This is a genomic window from uncultured Pseudoxanthomonas sp., assembly GCF_947498795.1.
In the GTDB taxonomy this organism is placed as follows: domain Bacteria; phylum Pseudomonadota; class Gammaproteobacteria; order Xanthomonadales; family Xanthomonadaceae; genus Pseudoxanthomonas_A.
The window spans coordinates 60,596-84,206 of sequence record NZ_CANMLQ010000004.1 but is presented as its reverse complement, the minus strand read 5'-3'; the positions used below and the strand labels follow the sequence as shown (position 1 = coordinate 84,206).

Genomic DNA, 23,611 nt, shown 5'->3' with positions numbered 1-23,611 from the left:
GCAACGACGAGGGCTGGTCCGCCTACTCGCTGAGCTTGCGGATCAGCTTGTCCCAGTCCTCCCGCAACTTGCCATCCGTTTCCATGAGGGTGCGGATCTGGCGGCAGGCGTGCAGCACGGTCGTATGGTCACGGCCGGCGAACGCATCGCCGATTTCAGGCAGGCTGTGTTCGGTCAATTCCTTCGCCAAGGCCATCGCCACCTGTCGTGGACGCGCGAGTGAACGCGTGCGCCGCTTGGACAGCAGGTCCTTGATTTGCAGACCGTAGTAGTCTGCCACGGTCTTCTGGATATTGGGGATGCTGATCGCCTGCTGCTGCGCGCGCAGCAGGTCGCGCAGCGTTTCCTGGGCGAACTCGGTGGTGATCGCGCGGCCGGTGAAGTTGGCACGGGCGGCCAGCGTGTTGAGGGCGCCTTCCAGGTCGCGCACGTTGCTGCGCATCTTCTTGGCCAGCAGGAACGCGACGTCGTCCGGGATCTGCGCACCGCGCTCGTGCGCCTTGGCCAGCACGATGGCCGCACGCGTCTCGAAATCCGGCGGGTCGATCGCCACGCTCAGCCCCCAGGCCAGGCGCGATTTCAGCCGCGGTTCCAGGCCTTCCACCTCGCGCGGGTAGCGGTCGCAGGTCAGGATGATCTGCTGGCGGCCGTCGAACAGCGCGTTGAAGGTGTGGAAGAACTCTTCCTGCGTGCGGTCCTTGCCGGCGAAGAACTGGATGTCGTCGATCAGCAGTGCGTCGACCTGCTGGAAGCGACGCTTGAACTGGTCCATCGACTTTTCGATCAGCGCCTTGGTCATGGCGCTGAAGAACTGTTCGCTGCGCAGGTACAGCACGCGCGCATTCGGATTCTGCCGGCGCATCTCGTTGCCGGCAGCGAACATCAGGTGGGTCTTGCCCAAGCCGGTGCCGCCGTACAGCAGCAGCGGGTTGTGGGCGCGGTCGCCCGGCTTCTGCGCGGCCTGCCACGCGGCGGCGCGGCCCAGCTGGTTGCTGCGGCCCTCGACGAAGTTGTCGAAGGTGTAATGCATGTCCATGTTGCCGGCGAACGGTTCGGCCGGTGCGGCCGTGCTCGCGGTGCCTGCCGTCGGCGCGCTGGCCGTCTCCGGTGCCCTGCTGCGCGAGCCGATTTCCAGCGAGACGTCGTCGTGGCCGGCGAAATAGTCCAGCAGCTCGCGGATGCGACCCAGGTAGCGCTCGCGGACCTGTTCGACGATGAACGCATTCGGCGCGTACAGCACCATCGCGTTGCTGCGCTGCTCGGCCTGCAGGGGCTTCAGCCAGGTGTGTACATCCTCGGCCGGCAATTCGGCTTCCAGGCGTTCGAGGCAACGGGGCCAGGCATCCATCAGGTGGAACAACTCGCGAGTGGGGGCGAACACGCCATCCCGCATTGCCAGAGGCAGCGCGGGACGGAATCCATGGGGTCGGCCAGACTACCACCCCCGTCGGAACCCGCCAACGATCCTGTGTATAAGATGTGGATGAACGCGGGGAACCGCCTGCGGCGACGGTCCGCGCAGGACGCACGCATCGAAAGCACACGGGGAGTTGACCGTAACCCGGCGGTTCCTATAGAATTTCCGGTTCTTTCCACCCGAACACGCACGAGGGCCCCATGGCCACCAAGCGCACTTACCAACCCAGCAACCTCAAGCGCAAGCGCGACCATGGTTTCCGTGCCCGTATGGCCACGGCCGATGGCCGCAAGATCCTGGCCCGTCGCCGTGCCAAGGGCCGCAAGCGCCTGACCGCCTGATGGCTTGGCCGTCGAACGACGGCCAGCATCCATGCGTTCCCTGTATCGAAAGGAGCCCGCCCGTCCACGAGCGGGCTTCTTGCTGAGATGAGCACGGCTTTTCCGCGCAGCGCACGGGTACGCGCGAGCGCCGACTATGCGCGCGTGTTCGACCAGGCCCGCCGCACGTCCGATCCGCTGATGAGCCTGCACTGGCTGCCGGGCGACGTGCCCGCGCGTCTGGGTCTGGCGGTGTCCCGCAAGGTCGATACCCGTGCCGTCGGCCGCAACCGCATCAAGCGCCAGCTGCGCGAACACTTCCGTCGCTTGCGCGCTTCGCTGCCGGGTGGCGACTACGTCGTGGTCGCCCGTCCGCCCGCGGCGAAAGCCGATTCCTCGCTGCTGCGCGCGACCTTCGAGCGCGTGCTGACGCGCGCCGGCGCATTGCCGGCACCGGCACCGGGCGGCACAATGCCGCCGGGCTTGAATTCGCCTGCGCCGCCTCCCACTCCCTCTTCTCCGACCAAACCGGTTTCCGACGCCGGTTGAGACTGCCTGCCTGATGAACCAGACCCGTGTATTCCTGATCTTCGCCTGGCTGATGGTGGCGACCCTGTTGTGGCTGGAATGGAACAAGGCAGCGCCCGCGACCCCGACGGTCGCCACGCAGGCCATCGCGCCGGCGGGCAGTACCGTCCCCGCGCCGGTAGCGGCGAGCGCGCCGGCGTCGGGCAGCGTCCCCAGTGCGCCCGCCGCGGCGCCTGCGCCAACGGGCGCTCCGAAAGGAGCGGCGGGGCCGCGCGTCACCGTCAGGACCGACGTACTGAGCCTGGTGCTGGACGGCGGCAGCGTGCTGCAGGCCGACCTGCTGCACTACCCGCAGAGCAAGATGCCGGGCAGTGGCCCGGTGCGTCTCTTCAGCGAAGACCCGCAGCATTTCTACGCGGCGGAAAGCGGCTGGGTCAGCAGCGGCTCCAAGGCGCCTGACCACCACGCGTTCGTCCCCGAACAGGGCGCGCGCGACGTGGCGCTGGCGCAGGGCGCGGACAGTGTCAGCGTGCCCTTCATCTGGCAGGGACCGGACGGCGTGACCATCCGCCGTACCTACACCTTCAAGCGCGCCAGCTACGAGATCGAAGTCCGCGACCAGGTAGTCAATGCCGGCACCGGCACGTGGCAGGGCATGGTTTACCGCCAGCTCCTGCGCACACCGCCGGTGGTCAAGAGCGGCATGACCAATCCCGAGTCCTTCAGCTTCAACGGCGCCACGTGGTGGGATGGCAGCTACCAGCGCCGCAAGTTCAACGAGGACTATCTGGAAGACGGCCGCGTCAACGCGCAGGTGAAGGGTGGCTGGATCGCCATTCCTCAACACCACTTCTTCAGTGCGTGGATCCCGCAGGCCGACGACACCACCACCATCTCGCTGGACAATCCCGACAACGGCACGCGCGCGCTGATCCGCGAGATGGGTCCGGGCGTCAACGTCGGTCCCGGCCAGCAGGCCATAACCACCGCACGCCTCTGGGTGGGTCCGAAGCTGGTCGACAAGATCCATGCGATCAACGCGCCCGGCATCGACCGGGTGGTGGACTACAGCCAGTTCGCGATCCTGGCGATGCTGGGGCAGGGCCTGTTCTGGGTGCTGAACTTCCTCCACGGCTTCATCGGCAACTGGGGCTGGTCGATCATCGGCCTGGTGATCCTGGTGAAGCTGGCGCTGTACCCGCTGTCCGCTGCGCAGTACAAGAGCTTCGCCAAGATGCGCAAGTTCCAGCCGCGCATCCAGCAGCTGAAGGAGCGCTACGGCGACGACAAGCAGAAGTTCCAGGTCGCCATGATGGAGCTGTACAAGAAGGAGAAGATCAACCCGATGGGCGGCTGCCTGCCGATCCTCGTGCAGATGCCGGTGTTCCTTGCGCTGTACTGGGTGCTGGTGGAAACCGTCGAACTGCGCCAGGCGCCGTGGTTCGCGTGGATCCAGGACCTCACCGCGCGCGATCCGTACTTCATCCTGCCGGTACTCAACATGCTGGTGATGTGGCTGACGCAGAAGCTGACGCCGGCGCCGGGCATGGATCCCATGCAGCAGAAGATGATGCAGTTCATGCCGCTGGTGTTCGGCGTGATGATGGCGTTCTTCCCGTCGGGCCTGGTGCTGTACTGGGTAACCAACGGCGCGCTGGGCCTGCTGCAGCAGTGGTGGATGACCAAGCGCCATGGCGAATCGGCGACGCCGCCGAAGGCCGCGAACGCGAAGTAAGCCGCACCGCCCGCCGTGCCACGAAGCCCGCCCTCCGGCGGGCTTCGTGTTTCCGCTACCCTTGAAGCGCTTCCACGAACCCTCACCATGACGCCAGCGCAGGACACCATCGTCGCGATCGCCACGCCGCCGGGAGCGGGCGGCGTCGGCATCGTCCGGCTGTCGGGGCCGGCGGCGCAGGCGATCGCGGCGACGATCTGCGCACGCGCGCTGTCGCCGCGCCGCGCCTGCCACGTCCACTTCCGTGATGCCGATGGCGGCACGCTGGACGACGGCATCGCGCTGTCGTTCCCCGGTCCGGCGAGCTTCACCGGCGAGGATGTCGTGGAACTGCAGGCGCACGGCAGCCCGGTCGTACTGCAGCAGCTCGTTGCCCGGGCCTGCGCGCTCGGCGCCCGGCTGGCGCGGCCCGGCGAGTTTTCCGAACGCGCGTTCCTCAACCACAAGTTCGACCTCGCCCAGGCGGAAGCGATCGCCGACCTCATCGCCGCCGCCGACGCGCGCGCGGCCCGCGCCGCCCGGCGCTCGCTCGAGGGCGTGTTCTCCGACCGCGTCGACGGCATCGGCCAGTCGCTGCTGGCGCTGCGCGTGCATGTCGAAGCAGCAATCGACTTCGCCGACGAATCCATCGAGACGCTGGGCGGCGAGCAGGTACGCGAGCGCCTGCTGGATGCGCGACGGCGGCTGGAGGCCTTGCTCGTCGACGCCGAACGCGGGCGCAAGCTGCGCGATGGCGTGCATGCGGTGATCGTCGGTCCACCGAACGCGGGCAAGAGTTCGCTCTTGAATGCGCTGGCCGGCAGCGACCGCGCCATCGTCACCGACGTTGCCGGCACCACCCGCGATACCCTGCGCGAAACCGTCCGCCTGGATGGGCTGGAACTCCATCTGGTGGACACTGCCGGCCTGCGCGAGGGTGGCGATGCGATCGAGCGCGAAGGCATGCGCCGGGCCCGGCTGGAACTCGGCCGCGCCGACGTGGCGCTGGCAGTTGTCGATGCGCGCGATCCCGACGCCGGTCGGGCGGCGATCGCCGACAGCCTCCAGGACGTGGGCACGGTGCTGTGGATCCACAACAAGGCCGACCTGCTCGCCGACGTGCCCGCGGAAGACGGCGATCATGTGTACGTGTCCGCCGCGCGGGGCACGAATCTCGACCGTCTGCATGACCGCCTCCGCGCGCTTGCCGCCGGGCCGGCCAGCGAGGGGGGCGACGGCGAATTTTCCGCGCGTGCTCGCCACGTCGATGCCCTGCGGCGCGCCGCGGCCCACGCGGCGCTGGCGGCGGAGCATCTGGCACACGAGCACCTTGAACTGGCCGCCGAGGAACTGCGACTGGCCCACGATGCGCTGGGCGAGATCACCGGTCGCCTCAGCGCGGATGACATGCTGGGCCATGTCTTCTCGACGTTCTGCATCGGGAAATGACGCTCAAGCCGCCTAGTCCACCAAAAGTGTGACGAACATCAAGTGTCGTGCCCGAGGTGCCGACGTACTCTGGCGTCCGGGTAGGGGTACCCGGAAGGCATCGCGCTGTTCCCGGCCGGAAGGTCGGGTGGATGGCGGGCCCGTGCTGATTCGCGACACCCGGTCCCGCGCCTCCCGAGGGCGCACCGGACGTGCCGACACCATAAGAACGTACTTGGGGGAATTGAAACGATGTCCTTGATCCAGACCACCGGCCGCCTGCGCTATGTCGCGCCGCTGATGCTCATTGCCGCCCTGGCGGCGTGTTCCAAGCAGGACGAAGCGGCCAAGCCCGCCGCCACGCTGGGTGCGGCGGCCGTCCCCGCGACGCCGCCGCCGCCGGCGGTGTCCGCGCAGGTCCAGGCGATGGACGCCGACGCACTGCGCGACGCCGCCACCAAGGCGCTGCGCGAGAACCGCATCTATGCGCCCGGCGGCGACAACGCCATGGAGTACTACCTGGCGTTGCGCGACAAGCTGCCGAACGATCCGGGCGTGACGAGTGCGCTGACCGACCTGATGCCGTACACGCTGATCGCCGCCGAGCAGAGCATCGCGCGCGAAGAGTTCACCGAGGCCCAGCGCCTGTCGGCGATCATCGAGAAGGCCGACCCGAAGGCGCCGGCCCTCCCACGCCTGCAGCAGAGCATCGCAGCGGCGCAGCAGGCGGTCGCGCAGCGCGCGGTCACCGACGAAGCCACCAAGACGAAGGCCGACGAGGACGCACGCCTGCGCGAGCAGCAGCGGTTGGCGCAGCAGGCCGAACAGCAGCGCGCCAGCGAAGCCGCCGCCGCCCAGCAGCTGGCCCAGCAGCAGGAAGCCGCGCGGGCCGAAGCCGCACGGCAGGAAACCGAACGCCAGGCCGCCGCGCAGCGTGAAGCTGCCGAACGCCAGGCCGCCGCCACGCGTGCGGCCGTACCCGCCGCCGCTCCGGCGCAGACCCTCCGCGCGGTCAGCACGCCGGCGCCGCGCTATCCTCCGGAAGCGCTGCGGTCGGGCACGCAGGGCGAGGTGCTGGTCGAGATCACCGTCGGCGTGGACGGATCGGTCACCAATGCCCGCGTCGTGCGCGCCACGCCGGCACGCGTGTTCGACCGCGAAGCGCTGAATGCCGTGCGCCGCTGGCGCTTCGAGCCGCTCGATGCCCCGGTCACCACGCGTCGCACGATCGGCTTCAGCCCGGGTTGATCGCACGCCCCAGCCGCATGCGGAACGCCGGCCTCGTGCCGGCGTTTTCGTTTGCGCCGCACATCGACTGACACAAGACCTGCGGCACTGGACGCCAACACGGACGACGATTACTGTGCCGCCGCCCGCGTGACGGGCGAACATCACAACAACACGGAAGGATTCCATGAAGCGATTCACTGTTGCCGGCGCGGTTGCGCTGGCGTGCCTGACCCTCTCCACCACCGCCGCCGCCACACAGGCAGGCCAGTGGTACGGCCGTGCCGAGATCGGCCACAGCGACCTGGAGATCGAGGTCGACGGCCTGACGGCCGACGATACCGACACCGCCTACAGCCTGCGCGTAGGCCACTACGTCACCCCGCACTTCGCCGTCGAAGGGTTCTATTCGATCCTCGGCGACCGTTCCATCCAGGGTATTTCCTACGACATGGATGCGGTCGGCCTGGGCGTGGTGGGCAAGAAGGCGTTCGGTGCCGACAACACCGGCTTCTTCATCGCCGGGCGTGCGGGCGCGCAGAGCGTCAATTCGAAGCTGAGCGCCGATGGCGTGTCGTTGCGCGAACGCTCCACCAAGCCGTACGTGGGCGTGGGCGTGGGTTACGACTTCGACCACAACAACGGCCTCAGCCTGAACTACGACTACAACAAGGGCGACCTGTTCAACGCCGACGTCACCGCCCAGACGCTGACGCTGGGCTACGAATACCGGTTCTGAGTCAAAAAAACGGCCACCGCACGGTGGCCGTTTTCTTATCCGGCAGGGAGCGCCGCCGTCATCCCGCGACGGCGAGCTTCTCCTGGTGGTAACGGCGCACCGCCGCGTACCACAGCAGCGCGGCCACGCCGAATGCCGCCGCCACATAGACCAGCCAGGTCTGCGCGCTGATGTATTCGTTGCGGATGACCTTCAGCAGCAGCTGGTTCTGCGCCAGGAACGGCACGGCGAACTGCCACAGCTGGCTCTTCAGCGGGTTCGCCATCAGCGCGAACGTCGGGATCATCGGCAGCAGCATCAACCACGTCATGTGGCTCTGGGCTTCCTTCATGCTTTTGGCCGACGCGGCCAGGTACGTGAGCAGCGAGGTGCCGATGAAGAGCATGGGCAGCAGGATCAGCAGCATCTTGCCCATCGACAGGAACGACACGTTCAACTGACGGCCCAGCGTGCCCGCGAACTGCGCACTGAACTTGAACGCCAACAGCGTCAGCAGCAGGGTGGTCAGGCCGATCACGCACGCGGCGGCGATCTTGCCGCTGACCACCGCGCTGCGGGGCGCGGGTGTCGCCAGCAGGGGTTCCAGCGATTGCCGTTCGCGCTCGCCGGCCGTCGCGTCCAGGATCAGGTACGCGCCACCGATGAACGAGGTGAGGATCAGCAGATAAGGCAGCAGCACCGAGAGCAGCATTCCCTGCTTGGCTTCGGGCGTCGCCAGGTCCTGCATGCCGATGTTCACGGGCCGCGCCACCGACGCATCGACGCCGCGTGCCAGCAGGCGCAGCGCGCCGACCTGCTGCGCGTAAGCCGACAGGGCGGCGTTGACGCGCTGCGTCGGGATATCGGCGTCGCGTCGCGTGCTGTCGCGGATGATCTCCACCAGAGCCGGACGCCCGTTCCGCCAGTCCTCCGCGTAAGCGGGACTGATCCGCAGCGCGACGTCGATCTCCTGCGACCGGATCGCGGCATCCAGGTTGTCCGGCGCCTTGGCGGGGGTGATGCCGTTGGTGGCGAGGAACTTCACCAGATTCGGCGCATGCTCGGCGCCGACCATCGGAATCTCCAGCGTCTTGTCGACCTGCGTGCGGATGCGGTTCTCGGTCAGGTAGCCCATGCCGAGCATCAGCGCCGGATAGAGCAGCGGTCCGAGGAACAAGGCCAGCGCCAGCGTGCGACGGTCGCGCGACAGGTCGCGCAATTCCTTGCGCATCACGGTGAATACAGTGCGGAACATGTTCATGCCAGCAGGCCCTCCTCCGAACCGATCACCTTGACGAAAGCATCCTCCAGGTTGTCCTCGCCCGCCTGCGCGCGCAGTTCGTCGGCGGTGCCGGCGGCCACCACCGTGCCCTTGGCGATGATGACGATGCGGTCGCACAGCGCCGCGACCTCCTGCATGATGTGGCTGGAGAAGATCACGCAGCGGCCTTCGTCGCGCAGCTGGTGCAGGAAGCTGCGCATCGCGCGCGTTGTCATCACGTCCAGGCCGTTGGTGGGCTCGTCGAGGATGACGTTGCGCGGGTCGTGGACCAGCGCCCGCGCGATCGCGGTCTTGGTGCGCTGGCCCTGGCTGAAGCCTTCGGTCTGGCGATCGAGGATGTCGCCCATGTCCAGCGCATCCGACAATGCCTTGGTGCGTTCGGCGATCTGCTTCGACGAGAGTCCGTGCAGTTCGCCGAAGTAGGCGATGTTCTCGCGTGCGGTCAGGCGCTTGTACACGCCGCGCGCGTCGGGCAGCACGCCCAGTGCGCGGCGCACGGCGACGGGGTCCTGCGCGGTGTCGATGCCGTCGACCTTGACTTCGCCGCGATCGGGCGTCATCAGCGTGTACAGCATGCGCATGGTGGTGGTCTTGCCGGCGCCGTTGGGGCCGAGCAGGCCGGTGATCTGGCCGTCGTGGGCGGTGAAGCTGACGCCGTCCACGGCGGTGACCGTGCCGGTCTTGGTCTTGAAGGACTTGTGCAGGTCGTTGGCGATGATCATTCGGTCATGTCCATTGAAATGAAGTGGCGCGCGGTGGCGCGGCTCACGGTTCCCAGCCATTGAAGCTGGTGAAGGGCGGTACGTAATCGAGGCTGTCCAGGCAGGTCGCGTCCAGATCCTTGGCATCGGCGGTCTCCAGGAAGCGGCCCAGCAACTTGGGCATGCAGCCGACCGCGAACGTGCCGTGGCCCTGGCCCTTCAGCACCAGGTGGCGGCCGTTCGACAGCGTGCGCAGCACCTGCTCGCCGTAGCGCGGCGGGGTGACCGGATCCAGCTCGCCCGACGCGATGAGCGTGGGGATGTCGGAGTTCCAGGCGGTGTGGAAGTCCGCCGGCCGCTTGCCCGTGGGCCACGCCGTGCACTGCGTCTTCAGGGTGTCGCCGAGCAGGCTGCCGAGGACCGTGTCCGCATCCGCCGGATCGGACTTCAGCAGGTCCGCGTCTTCGGCGCAGATCACGGACAGCTGCATGCCGTGCATGAACTGGTCGCCCACCTGGGTCTCCAGCAGCTTCGACAGCGACATCAGCGAGCCGTAGCGGCCCTGCTGCGCCTCGTTCAACACCAGCGGCAGCAGGGCAGCGCCCTGCGGGTAGTACGAGTACATGCGGGTGATGCCGGCGACGGCGCCCGCGGTGACCTCACCGGTGACGAGCTCGCCGGTGGAGGGGTCGCGGTACTCGGTGCTCACCGGCGCGGCGGCCAGGCGCGTCATCAGTGCGCGCAGCTGCCCGCGCAGGTCGTCGCCGAAGCGCTCCTTGCACGTCGGCGTCGCCTGGCAGCGCTGGAACTGCAGCGCCAGCGCCGCGTCCAGGTTGCGGGCGTGCTCGCTGCCCAGCACCAGTTCGTTCGGTACCACGCCGTCGATCACCACGCTGCGCGTGCTGTCGGGGTGACGCATGGCGTACTGCTGCGCCACGCGCGTACCGTACGAACCGCCGACCAGGTTGATCTTCGTGGCACCCAGCGCCTTGCGCACGCTGTCCAGGTCGCGCACCGCATCCGTGGTGGTGTAGAAGCGCGGGTCGGCCTTCAGCGACGCCGCACAGGCACGGGCGAACGCGGCCGCCGATGCCTCGCTCATGTCCTCCGGATCGCCGTAGGCGTTGCGGCCTTCGTCATCCTTGCAGGACAGCGGATTCGACTTGCCGGTACCGCGCTGGTCGACCAGCACGATGTGGCGGGACTTGCGCACCTCGCGGAAGGCCGCGTCGATCGCCGGCCAGACCTGCACGGCCGACTGCCCCGGACCGCCGGCGAGGAAGAACACCGGGTCTTCGGTCGCCGCGCCCTCGTTGGTGGCCGGCAGCCACGCGATGTTCAACGCGACCTTGCGGCCCTCTGGCCTGGCCGGATCCTCGGCCACCTCGTACGTCGTGCATTGCGCTTCCACCGTCGTGGTGAGGTAGGGCGCGGTGAGCGTGCAGGGCGTGAAGGCCAGCGCGCCGTAGTGGCGGACGGCCTGCTGGTCGGGGCCCCGGGCCGCGCCGTTGCAGCCGGCGAGTATCAGGGCGCCCAGGGCTGGCGCGAGTGTTCGACGAAACTGGAATTCCATGTATCTGTCCCGTTGTAGGCTGGTTCCAGCATGCCATGACGACGTGGCAGGCCGGATGTGACCAAAGAAACGGGACGGCGTGCCGGGAAGCCCGGCATCGCGACGGGCTACTTGCTGCTGACGTACTTCTCGCGCCGGATCTGGGGAACCGGCAGGCCGTGTTCCTTCAACGCCTCGAAGCAGGCGTCCACCATGTTGGGGTTGCCGCACAGATAGGCGATATCGCGCGCCGCATCGGGAGCGAACTCGGGCAGGAACTGCTGCACGTAGCCCTGGCGTACATCGGGATGGGGGTCGTCGGGCAGCTCGCGGGAGAAGCAGGGCACGAAGCGGAAGCCGGGATGCGCATCGGCGAAGGCGCGGAACTCGTCGCCGTACAGCAACTCGGCCGGCGTCCGCGCACCCTGCAGCAGCACGACCTCGACGCCGCGCTCGGCCATCAGGGCTTCCAGCTGCGGCAGCATCGAGCGGTACGGCGTGACGCCGGTGCCCGTGGCGATCAGCAGGTAGCGCGCGTTGCGGTCGCCCGGCATCAGGCAGAAGCGGCCGAACGGGCCGCTGGCTTCCACGTGTCCGCCTTCAGGCAGGCCCTCGAACAAGGCAGTGGCCGCACCGCCCGGCACGTAACTCACTGCGATCTCCACCGCGTCGCCCGGGCCCATCGCATGGTCGTGGATCGTTGCCAGCGAATAGCTGCGCTTGGTCGCGGTGCCATCGGCATAGGCGAAATGCACCTGGATGAACTGGCCGGGGATGAAATCCAATGGCTGCCCGTCGTCGCGGACGAAACTGTAGTGGCCGACGCTGGGCGCCAGCATGCGGCGTCCGACGAGCTTCAAAGGGAAATGCACGATCGCCAAGGCGGCTGGAACACTGTGTGGCCCGGGTCGGCCCCGGCGGGACGCCTATAATAAGCGCTCGCATCCCCCCGGGCGCCGTCGCGGCGCCACAAGGTATCCCATGGCGTCCACGACAACGGCTCCGGCGGCGGTTCCCGCGCTGGCCATCACCGACCTGCGCAAGGTCTACGACACCCGCGTGCAGGCCCTCAAGGGCGTCTCGCTGCAGGTCGAACCCGGCGATTTCTTCGCCCTGCTCGGGCCGAACGGCGCCGGCAAGTCCACCCTGATCGGCATCGTCAGCTCGCTGGTCAACAAGAGCAGCGGCCAGGTCGGCGTGTTCGGCGTCGACATCGACCGGGACCGCGACGGCGCGATGCGCCTGCTCGGACTGGTGCCGCAGGAAATCAACTTCAACATGTTCGAGAAGCCGCTCGACATCTGCGTGAACTACGCCGGGTTCTACGGCATCCCGCGCGCCGAAGCGCTGGTGCGTGCGGAAGAGGAACTCAAGCGGGCGCAGCTGTGGGAGAAGGCCAGCGTGATGAGCCGCACGCTGTCCGGCGGCATGAAGCGCCGGCTGATGATCGCGCGCGCCATGATGACCCGGCCGAAGCTCCTCATCCTCGACGAGCCCACCGCCGGCGTGGACATCGAGATCCGCCGCGGCATGTGGAAGACGCTGAAGGACATCAACGCCGCCGGCACCACCATCATCCTCACCACGCACTACCTGGAAGAAGCCGAGAGCCTCTGCCGCAACCTGGCCATCATCGACCGCGGCGTGATCGTGGAGCAGGGCCCGATGCGCACGCTGCTCGCCAAGCTGGACGTGGAAGGATTCCTGTTCGACATCGACGGCGACCTGCCGGCCCAGCTGCCGGTGATCGAGGGCACCACGCTGACGGCCACCGACGGCCACACGCTGGACCTCGACATGCCGCGTGCGATGGACCTCAACCGCGTGTTCGCCGCGCTCAACGACGCCGGCATCCGCGTGCGCTCGATGCGCACCAAGAGCAACCGCCTCGAGGAACTGTTCGTGCGCATGACCGGCAATGGCGATGGCACCAAGGAGAAGGCGGCATGAGTTCCCCGAACATGGTCGCGCTGGGCACCATCGTCCGCCGCGAAGTCGCCCGCATCCTGCGCATCTGGGGCCAGACCCTGGTGCCGCCGGCCATCACCATGACGCTGTACTTCCTGATCTTCGGCGGCCTGATCGGCCGCCAGATCGGCGACATGGGCGGCTATACCTACATGGAGTTCATCGTGCCGGGCCTGGTGATGATGAGCATCATCCAGAACAGCTACGGCAACATCTCCTCCTCGTTCTTCGGCGCCAAGTTCGGCCGACACGTCGAGGAGCTGCTGGTCAGCCCGATGCCGAACTGGGTGATCCTGCTCGGCTACGTGGCCGGCGCGGTGCTGCGCGGCCTGCTGGTCGGCGCCATCGTGCTGGTGATCGCGATGTTCTTCACCAAGGTGCGCATCCCGCATCCGCTGGTGACCATCACCACGGTGCTGCTGGGCGCGACGATCTTCTCGCTGGCCGGTTTCGTCAATGCGGCCTATGCGAAGAAGTTCGACGACATCGCCATCGTGCCGACCTTCATCCTCACCCCGCTGACCTACCTGGGCGGCGTGTTCTATTCGGTGACGCTGCTGCCGCCGTGGGCGGAAGCGCTGACCCACGCGAACCCGATCTTCTACATGGTCAACGCGTTCCGCTACGGCCTGCTCGGCACCAGCGACGTGCCGCTGTGGATCGCCTACGCGCTGATGCTGGCGTTCGTGGTCGGCCTGGGCGCGCTGGGGCTGTGGCTGCTGAAGAAGGGCGTGGGGCTGCGCAGCTGATGCGCCTGCTCGTACTTGGCGCCGGCGGCACCGGCGGCTATTTCGGCGGCCGGCTGGCGCAGGCCGGCATCGACGTCAGCTTCCTGGTGCGTCCCGCGCGCGCGGCGCTGATGCGCGAACGTGGCCTGCGCATCCGCAGCCCGCTGGGCGATGCGGATGTTCCCGCCCAGGTCATCACGGCGGACGAACTCCGTGATGCCGCGCCGTTCGACCTGATCCTGCTGAGCTGCAAGGCCTACGACCTTGACAGTGCGATGGACGCCATCGCTCCTGCGGTCGACGCGGGGGCGCGTGTGGTGCCACTGCTCAACGGGCTGCGCCACTATGAAGCGCTCGACGCGCGCTTCGGCTTCGATAACGTGCTCGGTGGGCTGTGCTTCATCAGCGCCACGCTGGGCCCCGACGGCGACATCCTGCACCTCGGCAAACCGGCATCGATGACCTTCGGTGAACGCGACGGGCAGGCATCGGAGGACCGTCTGAAGGCGCTCGCGGCCGCCTGCGCGCAGGCGGCCATCGATCACCTTTACACGCCGGACATCGCGCAGGCGCAGTGGGTGAAGTACAGCTTCCTGACCGCGCTCGCCGCCGGCACCTGCCTGATGCGCGCGCCGATCGGCACGATCATGGCGGGCGAAGGTGGCGTGGACTTCATGACGGCATTGCACGAGGAATGCCTGGCGGTCGCCGCGGCGTCGGGCCGGCCGGTGCCGCCGTCTGCCCAGGCATCGGCGCGCGAAACGCTGACGGCCCTCGATTCGCCGCTGAAGGCGTCCATGCTGCGCGACCTGGAAGCGGGCCAGCGCATCGAGGCTTCTCATATCGTCGGCGACATGGTGCGTCGTGCACTGTCCGACGGTGTCGACGTGCCGCGATTGCAGACGGCGTGGGTCGCGCTGCAGGCCTACGAACAGCAACGCGACGCATGAGCCCGGACGCGCCGCCGCCCTGGTTGCGGCGGCTGGTCGTGTTCGGCATGGGTTACACCGGTACGCGTTTCGCGCAGCGCCTGCGGGCGCACGGCGTGCACTGCGTGGGAACGACACGCACGCCCGACCCCGAAGACCCGACGCGCCGCCGTTTCGATGGCCGGCTGCCGGTCGATCCCCGCCTGCTGGATGCGCTGGCGCAGGCCGACGCCATCCTCGGCTCGATGCCTGCCGGTGCGGACGGCGATCCCGCGCTGCCGTTGCTCGCCGATGCGCTGGCCTCGAACGATCGGCTGCGCTGGTCGGGCTATCTCTCCTCGACCGGCGTGTATGCGGACCGGCAGGGCGGCATCGTCGACGCGGCATCCGTCGCCGACGGCACCGATGCCACCGCGCGCATGCGGCTGACAGCGGAACGGCAATGGCGTGAACTCGCGCGGCGACGCGGCATCCCCTGCGGCGTGTTCCGGCTCGCGGGCATCTACGGGCCCGGCCGGAACGCGCTGCGCCAACTGGCCGACGGCACGGCACGCCACTGGGTGAAGCCCGGCCTGGTGTTCAACCGCATCCATGTCGATGACGCCTGCGACGCGATCACCGCTTCGCTATGGCATACGCGCACGCCGGACGCGACCTACCTGATCGCCGACGAGCTGCCGGCACCGCCGCAGGAGGTGCTGGCCCACGCCGCCGCGCTCAGCGGCCTGCCGTTGCCGCCGGCCGAACCCTACGACGCCGAACGCGCATCACCGGCATTGCGTCGCTTCTACGGGGCGAGCAAGCGCATCGACGCGCAGCAGACCCGGGAAGCGCTGCACTGGCGGCCGCGCCACGCCGACTACCGGCAGGGACTCGCATCGCTGTGGGGGGCCGGAGAAGGACGCTCCTGCGCGGGTTGAACCTGCCACGCGAGGGGAGAGCGTCTGCTCCCGGCTTCACGCCGCCCTGACGCTGTCTGCCTCCATGCTTCGCCACCGCTCCGGGGCGCCGCCATGAAGCACCTGCACAAGCTGTTCCTCGCCGGCCACCTGGCCATCATCGCCCTGTTCTTCGCCGCCGCCATCGCGCTCGTCGTCCTGGCCGCGAGCGAGTTGTGGCATGGCGTGGTCATCGCGGGCAGCGACGCCGGCCTGCGCGGCCGTTTCGACAACATCCTCGAGAGCATCGGCATGCTGACCATCGGGCTGGTCGCGCTGGAGCTGGCGCAGACGGTGTTCGAAGAAGAAGTGCAGCGCGACGTGAAAGTCAGTGGTCCCACGCGCGTGCGGCGTTACCTGTCGCGCTTCCTCGTCGTCATCGTCATCGCACTGTCCATCGAGACGCTGGTCGCCGCGTTCGAACTGATGCACGAAGATCCCCGGCAGTTGCCTTACGTCTTCGCGATAGGCGGCTCGGCGGCGCTGCTGCTGGTGGCGTGGGGCGTGTTCGTCCGCCTCAACCGCAGTGCCGAAGAGCTCGAACCCGAGGCCATGCAGCAGGCCAAGTCTGAGGACACCAAGGTCGGTTGACGCGGTCCTGCTCAGGCACCTTCCGGCAGCCGGAAGAACGCGCGCGCCGTCGCCGTCGTGGCGGCGGCGGTGACCTCGATGTCCTCGCCGCGGTCGCGCGCCAGCTCGGCCACGATGTGGGCCAGGTACATCGGCTCGTTGCGGCGATGCGAGGGCTGCGGCTTCACCGTGCGCGGCAGCAGGTAGGGCGCGTCGGTCTCGATCATCAGCCGGTTCGCCGGGATGTTCTTCACCAGCTCGCGCAGGTGCAGGCCGCGGCGTTCGTCGCACAGCCAACCAGTGATGCCGATGTACCAGTCCTGGTCCAGGCAGTCGAACAGTTCCTTCTTCGTGCCGGTGAAGCAGTGCACGACGGCCGGGCCGAGCTGGCCGTCGAAGTTCTTCATCATCGCCACGAAGTCGTCATGCGCGTCGCGCTGGTGCAGGAACAGCGGCTTGCGGGTGTCCACCGCGATCTGCAGCTGCCGCTCGAACGCCTTGCGCTGCGCCGGCCGCGGCGAGAAATCGCGGAAATAGTCCAGCCCGCATTCGCCCACCGCGACGACCTCGGCATGCGCATGCAGCGCGCGCATCTCGGCGTCGCATTCGTCGGTGTACTCGGTGGCGTGGTGCGGATGCACGCCTGCCGTGGCGAATAGCTCGCCCGGATGCGCCTGCGCCAGGCGCAGGGCCGTCGGCGAATGCTCGCGGCTGGCGCCGGTGACCACCTGCTGCACCACCCCGGCTTCGCGCGCGCGCTGGAGCACCGCGTTGCGGTCGTGGTCGAAGCTTTCGTGGGTGAGGTTGGCGCCGATGTCGATGAGATCCATGGCGGCATTTTAGCCGGTGTAAGCGCTGGGTTCTGGGATGTGCGATGTGGGAGCGACGTAAGTCGCGATGCGGCCTCTGCGGTGATTCATCGCGACTTACGTCGCTCCCACATCCAGGCGCAAGAGTTCGACCGGGAAAGCCTTATCCTTTCCACCGCATGCCATCACCCGCCTTCCCGATCACCCCACTGCTGCCGGACATCGTCCGCAGCCTGTCCGACCATCCGCGCCTGGTGCTGGAAGCCCCGCCCGGTGCGGGCAAGACCACGCAGGTGCCGCTGGCGCTGCTGGACGAGCCGTGGCTGCAGGGCCGCAAGATCGTGATGCTGGAACCCCGCCGCGTGGCCGCACGTGCGGCGGCCGGCTTCATGGCGAAGCAGCGGCGCGAAGCGGTCGGCGGCACGGTCGGCTACCGCATCCGGTTCGAGAACAAGGTCGGGCCGGACACGCGGATCGAAGTGGTCACCGAAGGCATCCTGACCCGGATGATCCAGGACGATCCGATGCTGGAGAGCGTCGGTGCGATCCTGTTCGACGAATTCCACGAACGCCACCTGGCGGGCGACCTCGGCCTGGCGCTCGCGCTGGACGTGCAGGCGCAGCTGCGCGAGGACCTGCGCATCGTCGTGATGTCCGCCACGCTCGACGGCGAGAAGCTGGCGCGGTTCCTCGATGCGCCACGGCTGAGCAGCGAAGGCCGCGGCTTCCCGGTCCAGGTCGCGCACTTCCCCGCGCGCCGCGACGAGGCGCTGGAGGTCCAGGTACGTCGCGCCGTCGAGCATGCGGTGCAATCGCATCCCGGCGATGTGCTGGTATTCCTGCCGGGCCAGCGCGAGATCGCGCGGCTGGAGGCGATGCTGAGCCCCTCTCCCACCGGGAGAGGGCTTGGGGAGAGGGGTAACGAAAGTCGCGATGGGGCCGGCAACAGGACTGCGCTCGCCCCTCATACGCCCTCCGGGCACCTTCTCCCGAGGGGAGAAGGGAAAGAGGACTTCGTCGTCCTCGCCCTGCATGGCGAATTGCCAGTGGAGAAACAGTCCGAAGCGTTGCAGCCGGAGCCACAGGGCCGACGCCGCGTCGTGCTGGCGACCAACGTCGCCGAATCGTCGGTGACGTTGCCCGGGGTGCGCGTGGTGGTCGACAGCGGACAAGCGCGGGAGCCTTCATACGACCCGAACAGCGGCTTCTCGCGACTGGAAGTGACGACCATCTCGCAGGCCTCCGCCGACCAGCGCGCCGGTCGCGCTGGTCGCGTGGCCGAAGGGTGGGCGTATCGCCTGTGGCCGCAGTCGCAGCGGCTGGATCCGCAACGGCGGCCGGAGATCGCGCTGGTCGAACTCGGCGCGCTGGCGTTGGAGCTGGCCGCATGGGGCAGCGACGACCTACGCTTCGTCGATGCCCCGCCGCCCGGCGCGATGAACGCCGCGCGCGACCTGTTGCGCCGCCTCGGCGCACTGACGCCGACGAATGCCATCACGCCGCTGGGCAAGCGCATGCTCGCGCTCGGCACGCATCCGCGGCTCGCGGCGATGCTGCTGTCGGCAGGCGAGGGCGAGGACCGCGCGCTCGCCTGCGACCTCGCCGCGCTGGTCGAAGCGCGCGATCCGCTGCGGATGGGCGGCGATGCGCTGGCCGCGCGCTGGCGCGCCCTGGCGGCGTTCCGCAGCGGCCGCGCGCCGCAGGACGCGAACCGCTCCGGCCTGGCCGCGATCGAAGCCGCCGCGAAGCAGTGGCGCCGCCGCGTGCGTGAGAACGCAGCGCCGCCATCCTCCGTTGAAGCGCATCGCCTGGGCGACGTGCTGATGCATGCGTTTCCGGACCGCATCGGTTTCCAGCATCCCCAGGACGCGCGGCGCTACCTGCTGGCGAACGGACGCAGCGCACGGCTGTTCGACGACAGTGCGATGGTCGGCGAGCCGTGGATCGTGGTCAGCGAGCTTCGCCATGAAGCGCGCGACGCGCTTGTGCAGCGGGCCGCGCCGCTGGACGAACGGCGACTGCGACGCGACTTCGCCGATCGCTTCGTCACCGAGGACACCGTGCGCTGGGATGCGTTGCGGCGCGCGCTGTCGGCGCAACGCGAATCGCGCTTCGACCAGATCGTGTTCGACGCGCGGCCCGCCGGCCGCGTGGATCCCGTGCTCGCCGCCGCCGCGCTGACCGATGCGGTGCGCGACCTCGGTCTGGACGCGTTGCCGTGGCCCGAATCGCTGCAGCAATGGCGCGAACGCGTGCGCTGCCTGCGCGAGTGGATGCCCGACCTAGGCCTGCCCGACCTGTCCGACGACGCGTTGATGGCGACGCTCGATACCTGGTTGAAGCCCGCCTTCGCCGGCAAGACGCGGCTGGATGCGCTGGGCGAGGACGATCTGGCGAACGCGCTGAAGTCCGGCCTCGACTGGTCGCTGCGCCAGCGCATCGATGCGCTCGCACCCACGCGGATCACCGTGCCGTCGGGCATGGAGCGCCGCATCGAGTATGCGCACGGCCAACCGCCGGTGCTGGCGGTGAAGCTGCAGGAGTTGTTCGGCCTGGCCGACACCCCGCGCGTGGCCGATGGCCGCGTGCCCGTCCTGCTGCATTTGCTGTCGCCGGGCGGCAAACCGCTGCAGGTGACCTCCGACCTGCGCAACTTCTGGAACTCGACCTATGCCGAGGTGAAGAAGGAGATGAAGGGGCGGTACCCGAAGCATCCGTGGCCCGACGACCCGTGGAGCGCCCAAGCGACCCATCGGGCGAAGCCGCGCGGTACGTAGCGCGTCGTTATCGCCTGCCGCGGCGGCGGCGCACCCACTACGTTGGCGGTGGGTTCCACTCGGCGCGGCCCGACGACCCGTGGAGCGCCCAGGCGACCCATCGGGCGAAGCCGCGCGGTACGTAGCGTGCGCCATGCGCACGACCGCATGAAGCTCGCTTCATCGCACGGCCTCACGCATCCGCCTCTCTTTCGCGTGCTCTACGCGCATCACGTTCAGCCGGCGGCCAGCACGGGGCAGCGGAACTAACACCACGTAAACATCCAGCGCCGGACACTGGCGTCCTCCCCACCCCTTTCAGGGAAGACTCCATGAGCAAGCTGACCACCATCACCGATCGCGCACTCGAGCTGGCCAGCCAGGCCGGTACCAGCCTCAAGCATGCGGTTCCCAGCGCCGACAAGCTGCTGCAGACCGGCGCCGCGCTGGGCGTGGCGAAGACCGGCGGCAGGCTGGCCGTGGGCTTCGTGCGTCGCAATCCTGCCGTCGCCGTGGCCACCGGTATCGGCGTCGGGCTGCTGGCCCTGGTCGCTTACCGCAAGCGCAAGCAGGACCAGGCCACGGGTGCGATCGAAGGCAAGTCGCGCCGCGTTGAAGCGCGGAAGGTCAATGGCACGGCCAAGACCTCCACTGCACGCAAGACCGGAACGCCGCGCAAGCCGCGCAGCACGGCGCGCACCGCCGAGAGCTGAAGCACGGTGGCGTAGCGCCCGCGTTACAGCGGGCGCCACATGCCCGGCATCAGGTCACCCAGTCGGGTATCGCCCATCGACGTACGCACCAGTCGCAACGTGGGCAGGCCGACGGCCGCGGTCATCCGCCGGACCTGGCGGTTGCGACCTTCGGTGATGGTGACCGACAGCCACGCATCCGGTACCGACTTGCGGAAGCGCACGGGCGGATCGCGCGGCCACAACGCCGGCGCGTCATCCAGCCGCTCGACCAGCGCAGGTCGCGTCGGTCCATCGTTCAACACCACGCCAAGACGCAACGCGTCCAGCTGATCTTCGGTGGGCGAGCCTTCCACCTGCACCCAGTACGTCTTCGGTTGCTTGTGGCGCGGATCGGTCAGCCGGTTCGCCAGCCCACCGTCGTCGGTCAACAGCAACAAACCCTCGCTGTCGTAGTCGAGCCGACCGGCGGCATACACGCGCGGTGGCAGGCCGAACTCCGCCAGTGTCCGCCGCGGCGGATCGCTGCGGTCGGTGAACTGGCAGAGCACGTTGAAGGGTTTGTTGAACGCGATCAGCACGCGCGGCGGTCCGGCCATCGAGCACGATGCGCATTGCCGCGCGGATGGAGTGTCGGGTCCGTCACTCAGGCGGCCGGCGCCGGCGGCTCGGGCGGCTGGCTATCGGGCGTCGCCGGCCCACGGGGTCTTGCGCGCGCCATGGCCTCGAAAACGCCATCGCGACGCACCCAGGCATGGTGGAGCGCTGCCGCCGCGTGCAGCAGGATCAGCGCGAACAGCGCATAGCCCAGCACGCCGTGCGCCTGTCGCAGGGCGCTGTACAGGGCGGGATCGTACGGAAGGATCGGTGGCAGCGAAAAGGTGGCGGTCATGCGGACCGGATAGCCGCCGGCCGACAGCATCGCCCAGCCGAGCAGCGGCATGGCCAGCATGGCCGCATACAGCGCGACGTGCGACCCCTTCGCCGCGAGCGCCTGCGCGCGGGAAAGCGAAGCGGGCAGGGGAGGTGGCGGGTGGCGCCAGCGGTACAGCAGGCGGACCAACGCCAGCACCAGCACGGCGATGCCCAGCGGGCGATGCAGGTCGACCAGTGCCGGCCGCCAGGCGAGCGACGCGACCATGCCGACGCCGACGAACAGCATCGTCAGGATCAGGACCGCCATGCCCCAGTGCAGCAGGCGCGCGACCGCATCGAAATGGCCGTGACGGTTCACCGGCCCACCTCCGCGTCCGATGCGGACGGCGGCGTCGCGATGTCGCCGCGCGCAGTCTCGCGCTCGCGACGATTGAACGACACGCTGTACGCAGCGGCGCGTGCAGCGAGGATGGGGTCGCCGGACAGCGCCACGCCGTCCGGCACCACGGTGGGGTCGTAGTTCACGTCGCGGCATGCGCCAGTGGCCTGGGCCTCGCTGCGGTCCAGCACCAGCGTGCCGACCACCTGCTGCGGCCGCGACGCCGGCCACGGCTGCGACGGGTCATCGACCGGATCGCCGGCCACCGCTTCCGTGACCACCATGTCCCAGCGCAGCGGGCCCCGGGCGAGCCGTCCCTGCAGTTCGCGTTGCAGGTAATCCGCTTCGGCCTGCCGGCGTGCGGTGTCGGCCAACGGTTCGAACGCGGCCTGCGGTCGCATCGACCACCGCACGAAGCGCGAGCGGCCTTGTGCATCGATGAATCGGAAGGCGTTCACGCCGTTGTAGTCCGTGTTCGCCCAACTGCTCGACCACGGCGCGGATTTCGCCCAGGCCTGGAAGCGGGCGGCTTCCGGATACTGCGCGAGGAACGCCGCCATCTTCGCCGGGTCGGGCTTGCCGGTGGCCGGATCGGGGCGCGATGCCAGCATCTGTGCATGGAAACCAGCCGGCGTGGCCACCGCGAAGAACGGGAAGCTGTTCATCGCCATCCGCCATTCCTGCCCGTCGTCCGTCCGCAACGACAGCGCCAAGCTGCGCACGCGCGCCTGCGCCTCGGCGCCGAAGGGATCGCCGCCACCGATCGACAGGCGCCCCTGCACCGGCGTCCTCGGCTGGGCGAAGACGCGGGCACGCGACAGCGCAGCGGCCTGCGGCGTCGGGACGAAATGGCCGGACACGCACATGCCCTTGCTGTGCGCGCGCCGGAAGCCCGGATAGGGCTTGCCGTTCTCGATGTCGTCGACCAGCCGCGGGGCGGTCAGGCGAGTTTCCGGCCCGATCCGGCCCGCGACCCAGGCGAAGGCCAGCGCCGCCGCCAGGACGATGGCGGCGATCGCCAGCAACGCTCGCCAAGGACGTCGACCCTGGCCCGCGTGCGCATCATCGTGAGGAACGCTCATCGCGACGCCCGCGCCCCTGTCAGGGCTTCACGAACCGCAGCGTCATGCGGTCGCTTTCCCCGATGGCCTGGTACTTCGCGCGGTCCGCTTCCGGGTGGTTGTTGGACGGCGGCAGCGTCCACACGCCGTTCGGGTGGTCCTTGGTGTCCTTCGGATTGGCGTTGATCTCGCTCTTCGCCTGCAGCTGGAAGCCGGCGGCCTTCGCCAGCGCGATCACCTGCGCCTCGCTGACATAGCCGGTGTCGTCGTCTGCCGCCACGTCCTGGTTCGCGCGATGCTCCACCACGCCCAGCACGCCGCCGGGCTTGAGCACGGCGAAGAAGCCCCTGAACATCCCTTCGGCCTGGTTCGCGCTGCGCCAGTTGTGCACGTTGCGGAACGTCAGCACCACGTCGGCGGAATTGGCCGCGCCGAAGACCGGAGCGGCGGGGTCGTACTTCACCGTCACCGCCTTGTCGAACTGCGCGGGAGCATCGACGAACTTCTTCTGCAGGCCATCGACGCTGCGCTGGTAGTAGCTGCGGCTCTTCTCGGCCGCTGCCGCCGGATCGACGACCGCAGCGACATAACGCCCCTCCGCCTTCAGGTACGGGGCCAGCACCTCCGAATACCAGCCGCCGCCGGGGGTGATTTCCACCACGGTCTGCGATGGCTTGACGCCGAAGAAGGCGAGGGTTTCCTTCGGATGGCGATGGACGTCGCGCACAGTGTTCTTGGCATCGCGCCACTCGCCCTTCAGCACGGTGTCGAGCGCGGCGGCATCGGATGCCGACAGCGTGTGCGCGGCGTCCGCGGCCTTGGCCGGCGAAGCGGCGAATGCGGGTTGCGATGCGGCCAGTGCGGCCACCAGCGCCAGGGACAGCGGAACCATGCGGATCGTCATCGGGAAGGCCTCCAGAAAGGTGCGCGGAGCCTAGCACGCAGCATGTTCAGCCCGCATGGCGGCCGTCGCGCCGCGGCCACGCTTCATCGCATCCGCACGCGGCCTCGCTAGACT

At 68.7% G+C, this 23,611-nt stretch carries 23 protein-coding genes and 1 pseudogene; 14 read left to right on the top strand and 10 right to left on the bottom strand.

Features of this window, described 5'->3' with window-relative positions; all coding sequences use genetic code 11:
* Positions 1-22 precede the first annotated feature (22 nt).
* On the bottom strand, positions 23-1,348 hold the full coding sequence (gene dnaA, locus Q0907_RS11370) for a chromosomal replication initiator protein DnaA (RefSeq protein WP_299345230.1): 1,326 nt from the start codon (positions 1,346-1,348) through the stop codon (positions 23-25).
* 269 nt (positions 1,349-1,617) lie between these two features.
* Between dnaA and rpmH the strand changes: the two genes are divergently transcribed.
* From rpmH to Q0907_RS11340, 6 genes are all read left to right on the top strand, one after another.
* Positions 1,618-1,758 (top strand): 50S ribosomal protein L34, encoded by a 141-nt coding sequence (rpmH, locus tag Q0907_RS11365; RefSeq protein ID WP_027083663.1) that lies wholly within the window; start codon positions 1,618-1,620, stop codon positions 1,756-1,758.
* A gap of 87 nt (positions 1,759-1,845) precedes the next feature.
* Entirely contained in the window at positions 1,846-2,286 is a 441-nt protein-coding gene (gene rnpA, locus Q0907_RS11360; RefSeq protein ID WP_299344695.1) for a ribonuclease P protein component, read from the top strand.
* Positions 2,287-2,299: 13 nt separating this feature from the next.
* Entirely contained in the window at positions 2,300-4,000 is a 1,701-nt protein-coding gene (gene yidC, locus Q0907_RS11355) for a membrane protein insertase YidC (RefSeq protein ID WP_299344692.1), read from the top strand.
* An 87-nt stretch (positions 4,001-4,087) separates the two neighbouring features.
* Positions 4,088-5,428: a tRNA uridine-5-carboxymethylaminomethyl(34) synthesis GTPase MnmE gene (mnmE, locus tag Q0907_RS11350; RefSeq protein WP_299344689.1), complete on the top strand. Its 1,341-nt coding sequence runs from the start codon at positions 4,088-4,090 to the stop codon at positions 5,426-5,428.
* A gap of 231 nt (positions 5,429-5,659) precedes the next feature.
* Positions 5,660-6,655 carry an energy transducer TonB gene (locus tag Q0907_RS11345; protein WP_299344686.1) on the top strand — a complete coding sequence of 332 codons (996 nt, stop codon included), beginning with the start codon at positions 5,660-5,662 and terminating at the stop codon, positions 6,653-6,655.
* A gap of 166 nt (positions 6,656-6,821) precedes the next feature.
* Positions 6,822-7,373 (top strand): porin family protein, encoded by a 552-nt coding sequence (locus Q0907_RS11340; protein ID WP_299344683.1) that lies wholly within the window; start codon positions 6,822-6,824, stop codon positions 7,371-7,373.
* Positions 7,374-7,431: 58 nt separating this feature from the next.
* On the opposite strand, the gene Q0907_RS11335 is transcribed toward Q0907_RS11340, so the two are convergent.
* From Q0907_RS11335 to Q0907_RS11320, 4 genes are all read right to left on the bottom strand, one after another.
* Positions 7,432-8,613, bottom strand: a complete 1,182-nt coding sequence (locus Q0907_RS11335) for an ABC transporter permease (RefSeq protein WP_296278720.1) — start codon at positions 8,611-8,613, stop codon at positions 7,432-7,434.
* A complete protein-coding gene (locus tag Q0907_RS11330; protein ID WP_299344680.1) occupies positions 8,610-9,356 on the bottom strand; it encodes an ATP-binding cassette domain-containing protein in 747 nt (248 codons plus the stop codon). The genes Q0907_RS11335 and Q0907_RS11330 overlap by 4 nt, the downstream gene beginning before the upstream one ends.
* A 43-nt stretch (positions 9,357-9,399) precedes the next feature.
* Positions 9,400-10,908, bottom strand: coding sequence for an alpha/beta fold hydrolase (locus Q0907_RS11325; RefSeq protein ID WP_299344677.1), 1,509 nt, complete (start codon positions 10,906-10,908; stop codon positions 9,400-9,402).
* Positions 10,909-11,015: 107 nt separating this feature from the next.
* Positions 11,016-11,768: a ferredoxin--NADP reductase gene (locus Q0907_RS11320; RefSeq protein ID WP_299344675.1), complete on the bottom strand. Its 753-nt coding sequence runs from the start codon at positions 11,766-11,768 to the stop codon at positions 11,016-11,018.
* Between the two features lie 100 nt (positions 11,769-11,868).
* Here Q0907_RS11320 and Q0907_RS11315 point away from each other — a divergent pair, with 100 nt between their 5' ends.
* From Q0907_RS11315 to Q0907_RS11295, 5 genes are all read left to right on the top strand, one after another.
* The gene (locus Q0907_RS11315; RefSeq protein WP_299344673.1) at positions 11,869-12,837 is read left to right on the top strand and encodes an ABC transporter ATP-binding protein; all 969 of its coding nucleotides are present in this window, start codon (positions 11,869-11,871) and stop codon (positions 12,835-12,837) included.
* Positions 12,834-13,604 (top strand): ABC transporter permease, encoded by a 771-nt coding sequence (locus tag Q0907_RS11310; protein ID WP_296278725.1) that lies wholly within the window; start codon positions 12,834-12,836, stop codon positions 13,602-13,604. The genes Q0907_RS11315 and Q0907_RS11310 overlap by 4 nt, the downstream gene beginning before the upstream one ends.
* Positions 13,604-14,533, top strand: coding sequence for a 2-dehydropantoate 2-reductase (gene panE / locus Q0907_RS11305; protein ID WP_299344670.1), 930 nt, complete (start codon positions 13,604-13,606; stop codon positions 14,531-14,533). The genes Q0907_RS11310 and panE overlap by 1 nt, the downstream gene beginning before the upstream one ends.
* The gene (locus Q0907_RS11300) at positions 14,530-15,432 is read left to right on the top strand and encodes an epimerase (RefSeq protein ID WP_299344669.1); all 903 of its coding nucleotides are present in this window, start codon (positions 14,530-14,532) and stop codon (positions 15,430-15,432) included. Before panE ends, Q0907_RS11300 begins: the two co-directional genes overlap by 4 nt.
* Before the next feature lie 93 nt (positions 15,433-15,525).
* Complete coding sequence (locus Q0907_RS11295; RefSeq protein ID WP_299344667.1) at positions 15,526-16,041, top strand: hypothetical protein; 516 nt, start codon at positions 15,526-15,528, stop codon at positions 16,039-16,041.
* A gap of 11 nt (positions 16,042-16,052) precedes the next feature.
* Here Q0907_RS11295 and Q0907_RS11290 read toward each other — a convergent pair whose 3' ends face one another.
* Entirely contained in the window at positions 16,053-16,850 is a 798-nt protein-coding gene (locus Q0907_RS11290) for a TatD family hydrolase (RefSeq protein WP_299344664.1), read from the bottom strand.
* 158 nt (positions 16,851-17,008) lie between these two features.
* Between Q0907_RS11290 and Q0907_RS18990 the strand changes: the two are divergent.
* The 3 genes and pseudogenes from Q0907_RS18990 to Q0907_RS11280 form a co-directional block, all read left to right on the top strand.
* Positions 17,009-17,698 (top strand): annotated as a pseudogene (locus tag Q0907_RS18990) (DEAD/DEAH box helicase); the annotation flags it as partial.
* Positions 17,699-17,704: 6 nt separating this feature from the next.
* Positions 17,705-19,606: an ATP-dependent helicase HrpB gene (gene hrpB / locus Q0907_RS11285; RefSeq protein ID WP_343229816.1), complete on the top strand. Its 1,902-nt coding sequence runs from the start codon at positions 17,705-17,707 to the stop codon at positions 19,604-19,606.
* 311 nt (positions 19,607-19,917) lie between these two features.
* Positions 19,918-20,298: a hypothetical protein gene (locus Q0907_RS11280; protein WP_296278731.1), complete on the top strand. Its 381-nt coding sequence runs from the start codon at positions 19,918-19,920 to the stop codon at positions 20,296-20,298.
* A 23-nt stretch (positions 20,299-20,321) separates the two neighbouring features.
* Here the strand turns inward: Q0907_RS11280 and Q0907_RS11275 are convergent, their stop codons facing one another.
* The 4 genes from Q0907_RS11275 to Q0907_RS11260 all read right to left on the bottom strand — a co-directional run bounded on the left by Q0907_RS11275 (position 20,322) and on the right by Q0907_RS11260 (position 23,497).
* Positions 20,322-20,858: a pseudouridine synthase gene (locus Q0907_RS11275; RefSeq protein ID WP_299345227.1), complete on the bottom strand. Its 537-nt coding sequence runs from the start codon at positions 20,856-20,858 to the stop codon at positions 20,322-20,324.
* Between the two features lie 65 nt (positions 20,859-20,923).
* Positions 20,924-21,511: a cytochrome b/b6 domain-containing protein gene (locus Q0907_RS11270; RefSeq protein WP_299344658.1), complete on the bottom strand. Its 588-nt coding sequence runs from the start codon at positions 21,509-21,511 to the stop codon at positions 20,924-20,926.
* On the bottom strand, positions 21,508-22,614 hold the full coding sequence (locus tag Q0907_RS11265) for a catalase family peroxidase (protein WP_299344656.1): 1,107 nt from the start codon (positions 22,612-22,614) through the stop codon (positions 21,508-21,510). Before Q0907_RS11265 ends, Q0907_RS11270 begins: the two co-directional genes overlap by 4 nt.
* Positions 22,615-22,633: 19 nt before the next feature.
* Positions 22,634-23,497 (bottom strand): methyltransferase, encoded by an 864-nt coding sequence (locus Q0907_RS11260; protein WP_299344653.1) that lies wholly within the window; start codon positions 23,495-23,497, stop codon positions 22,634-22,636.
* Positions 23,498-23,611 lie beyond the last annotated feature (114 nt).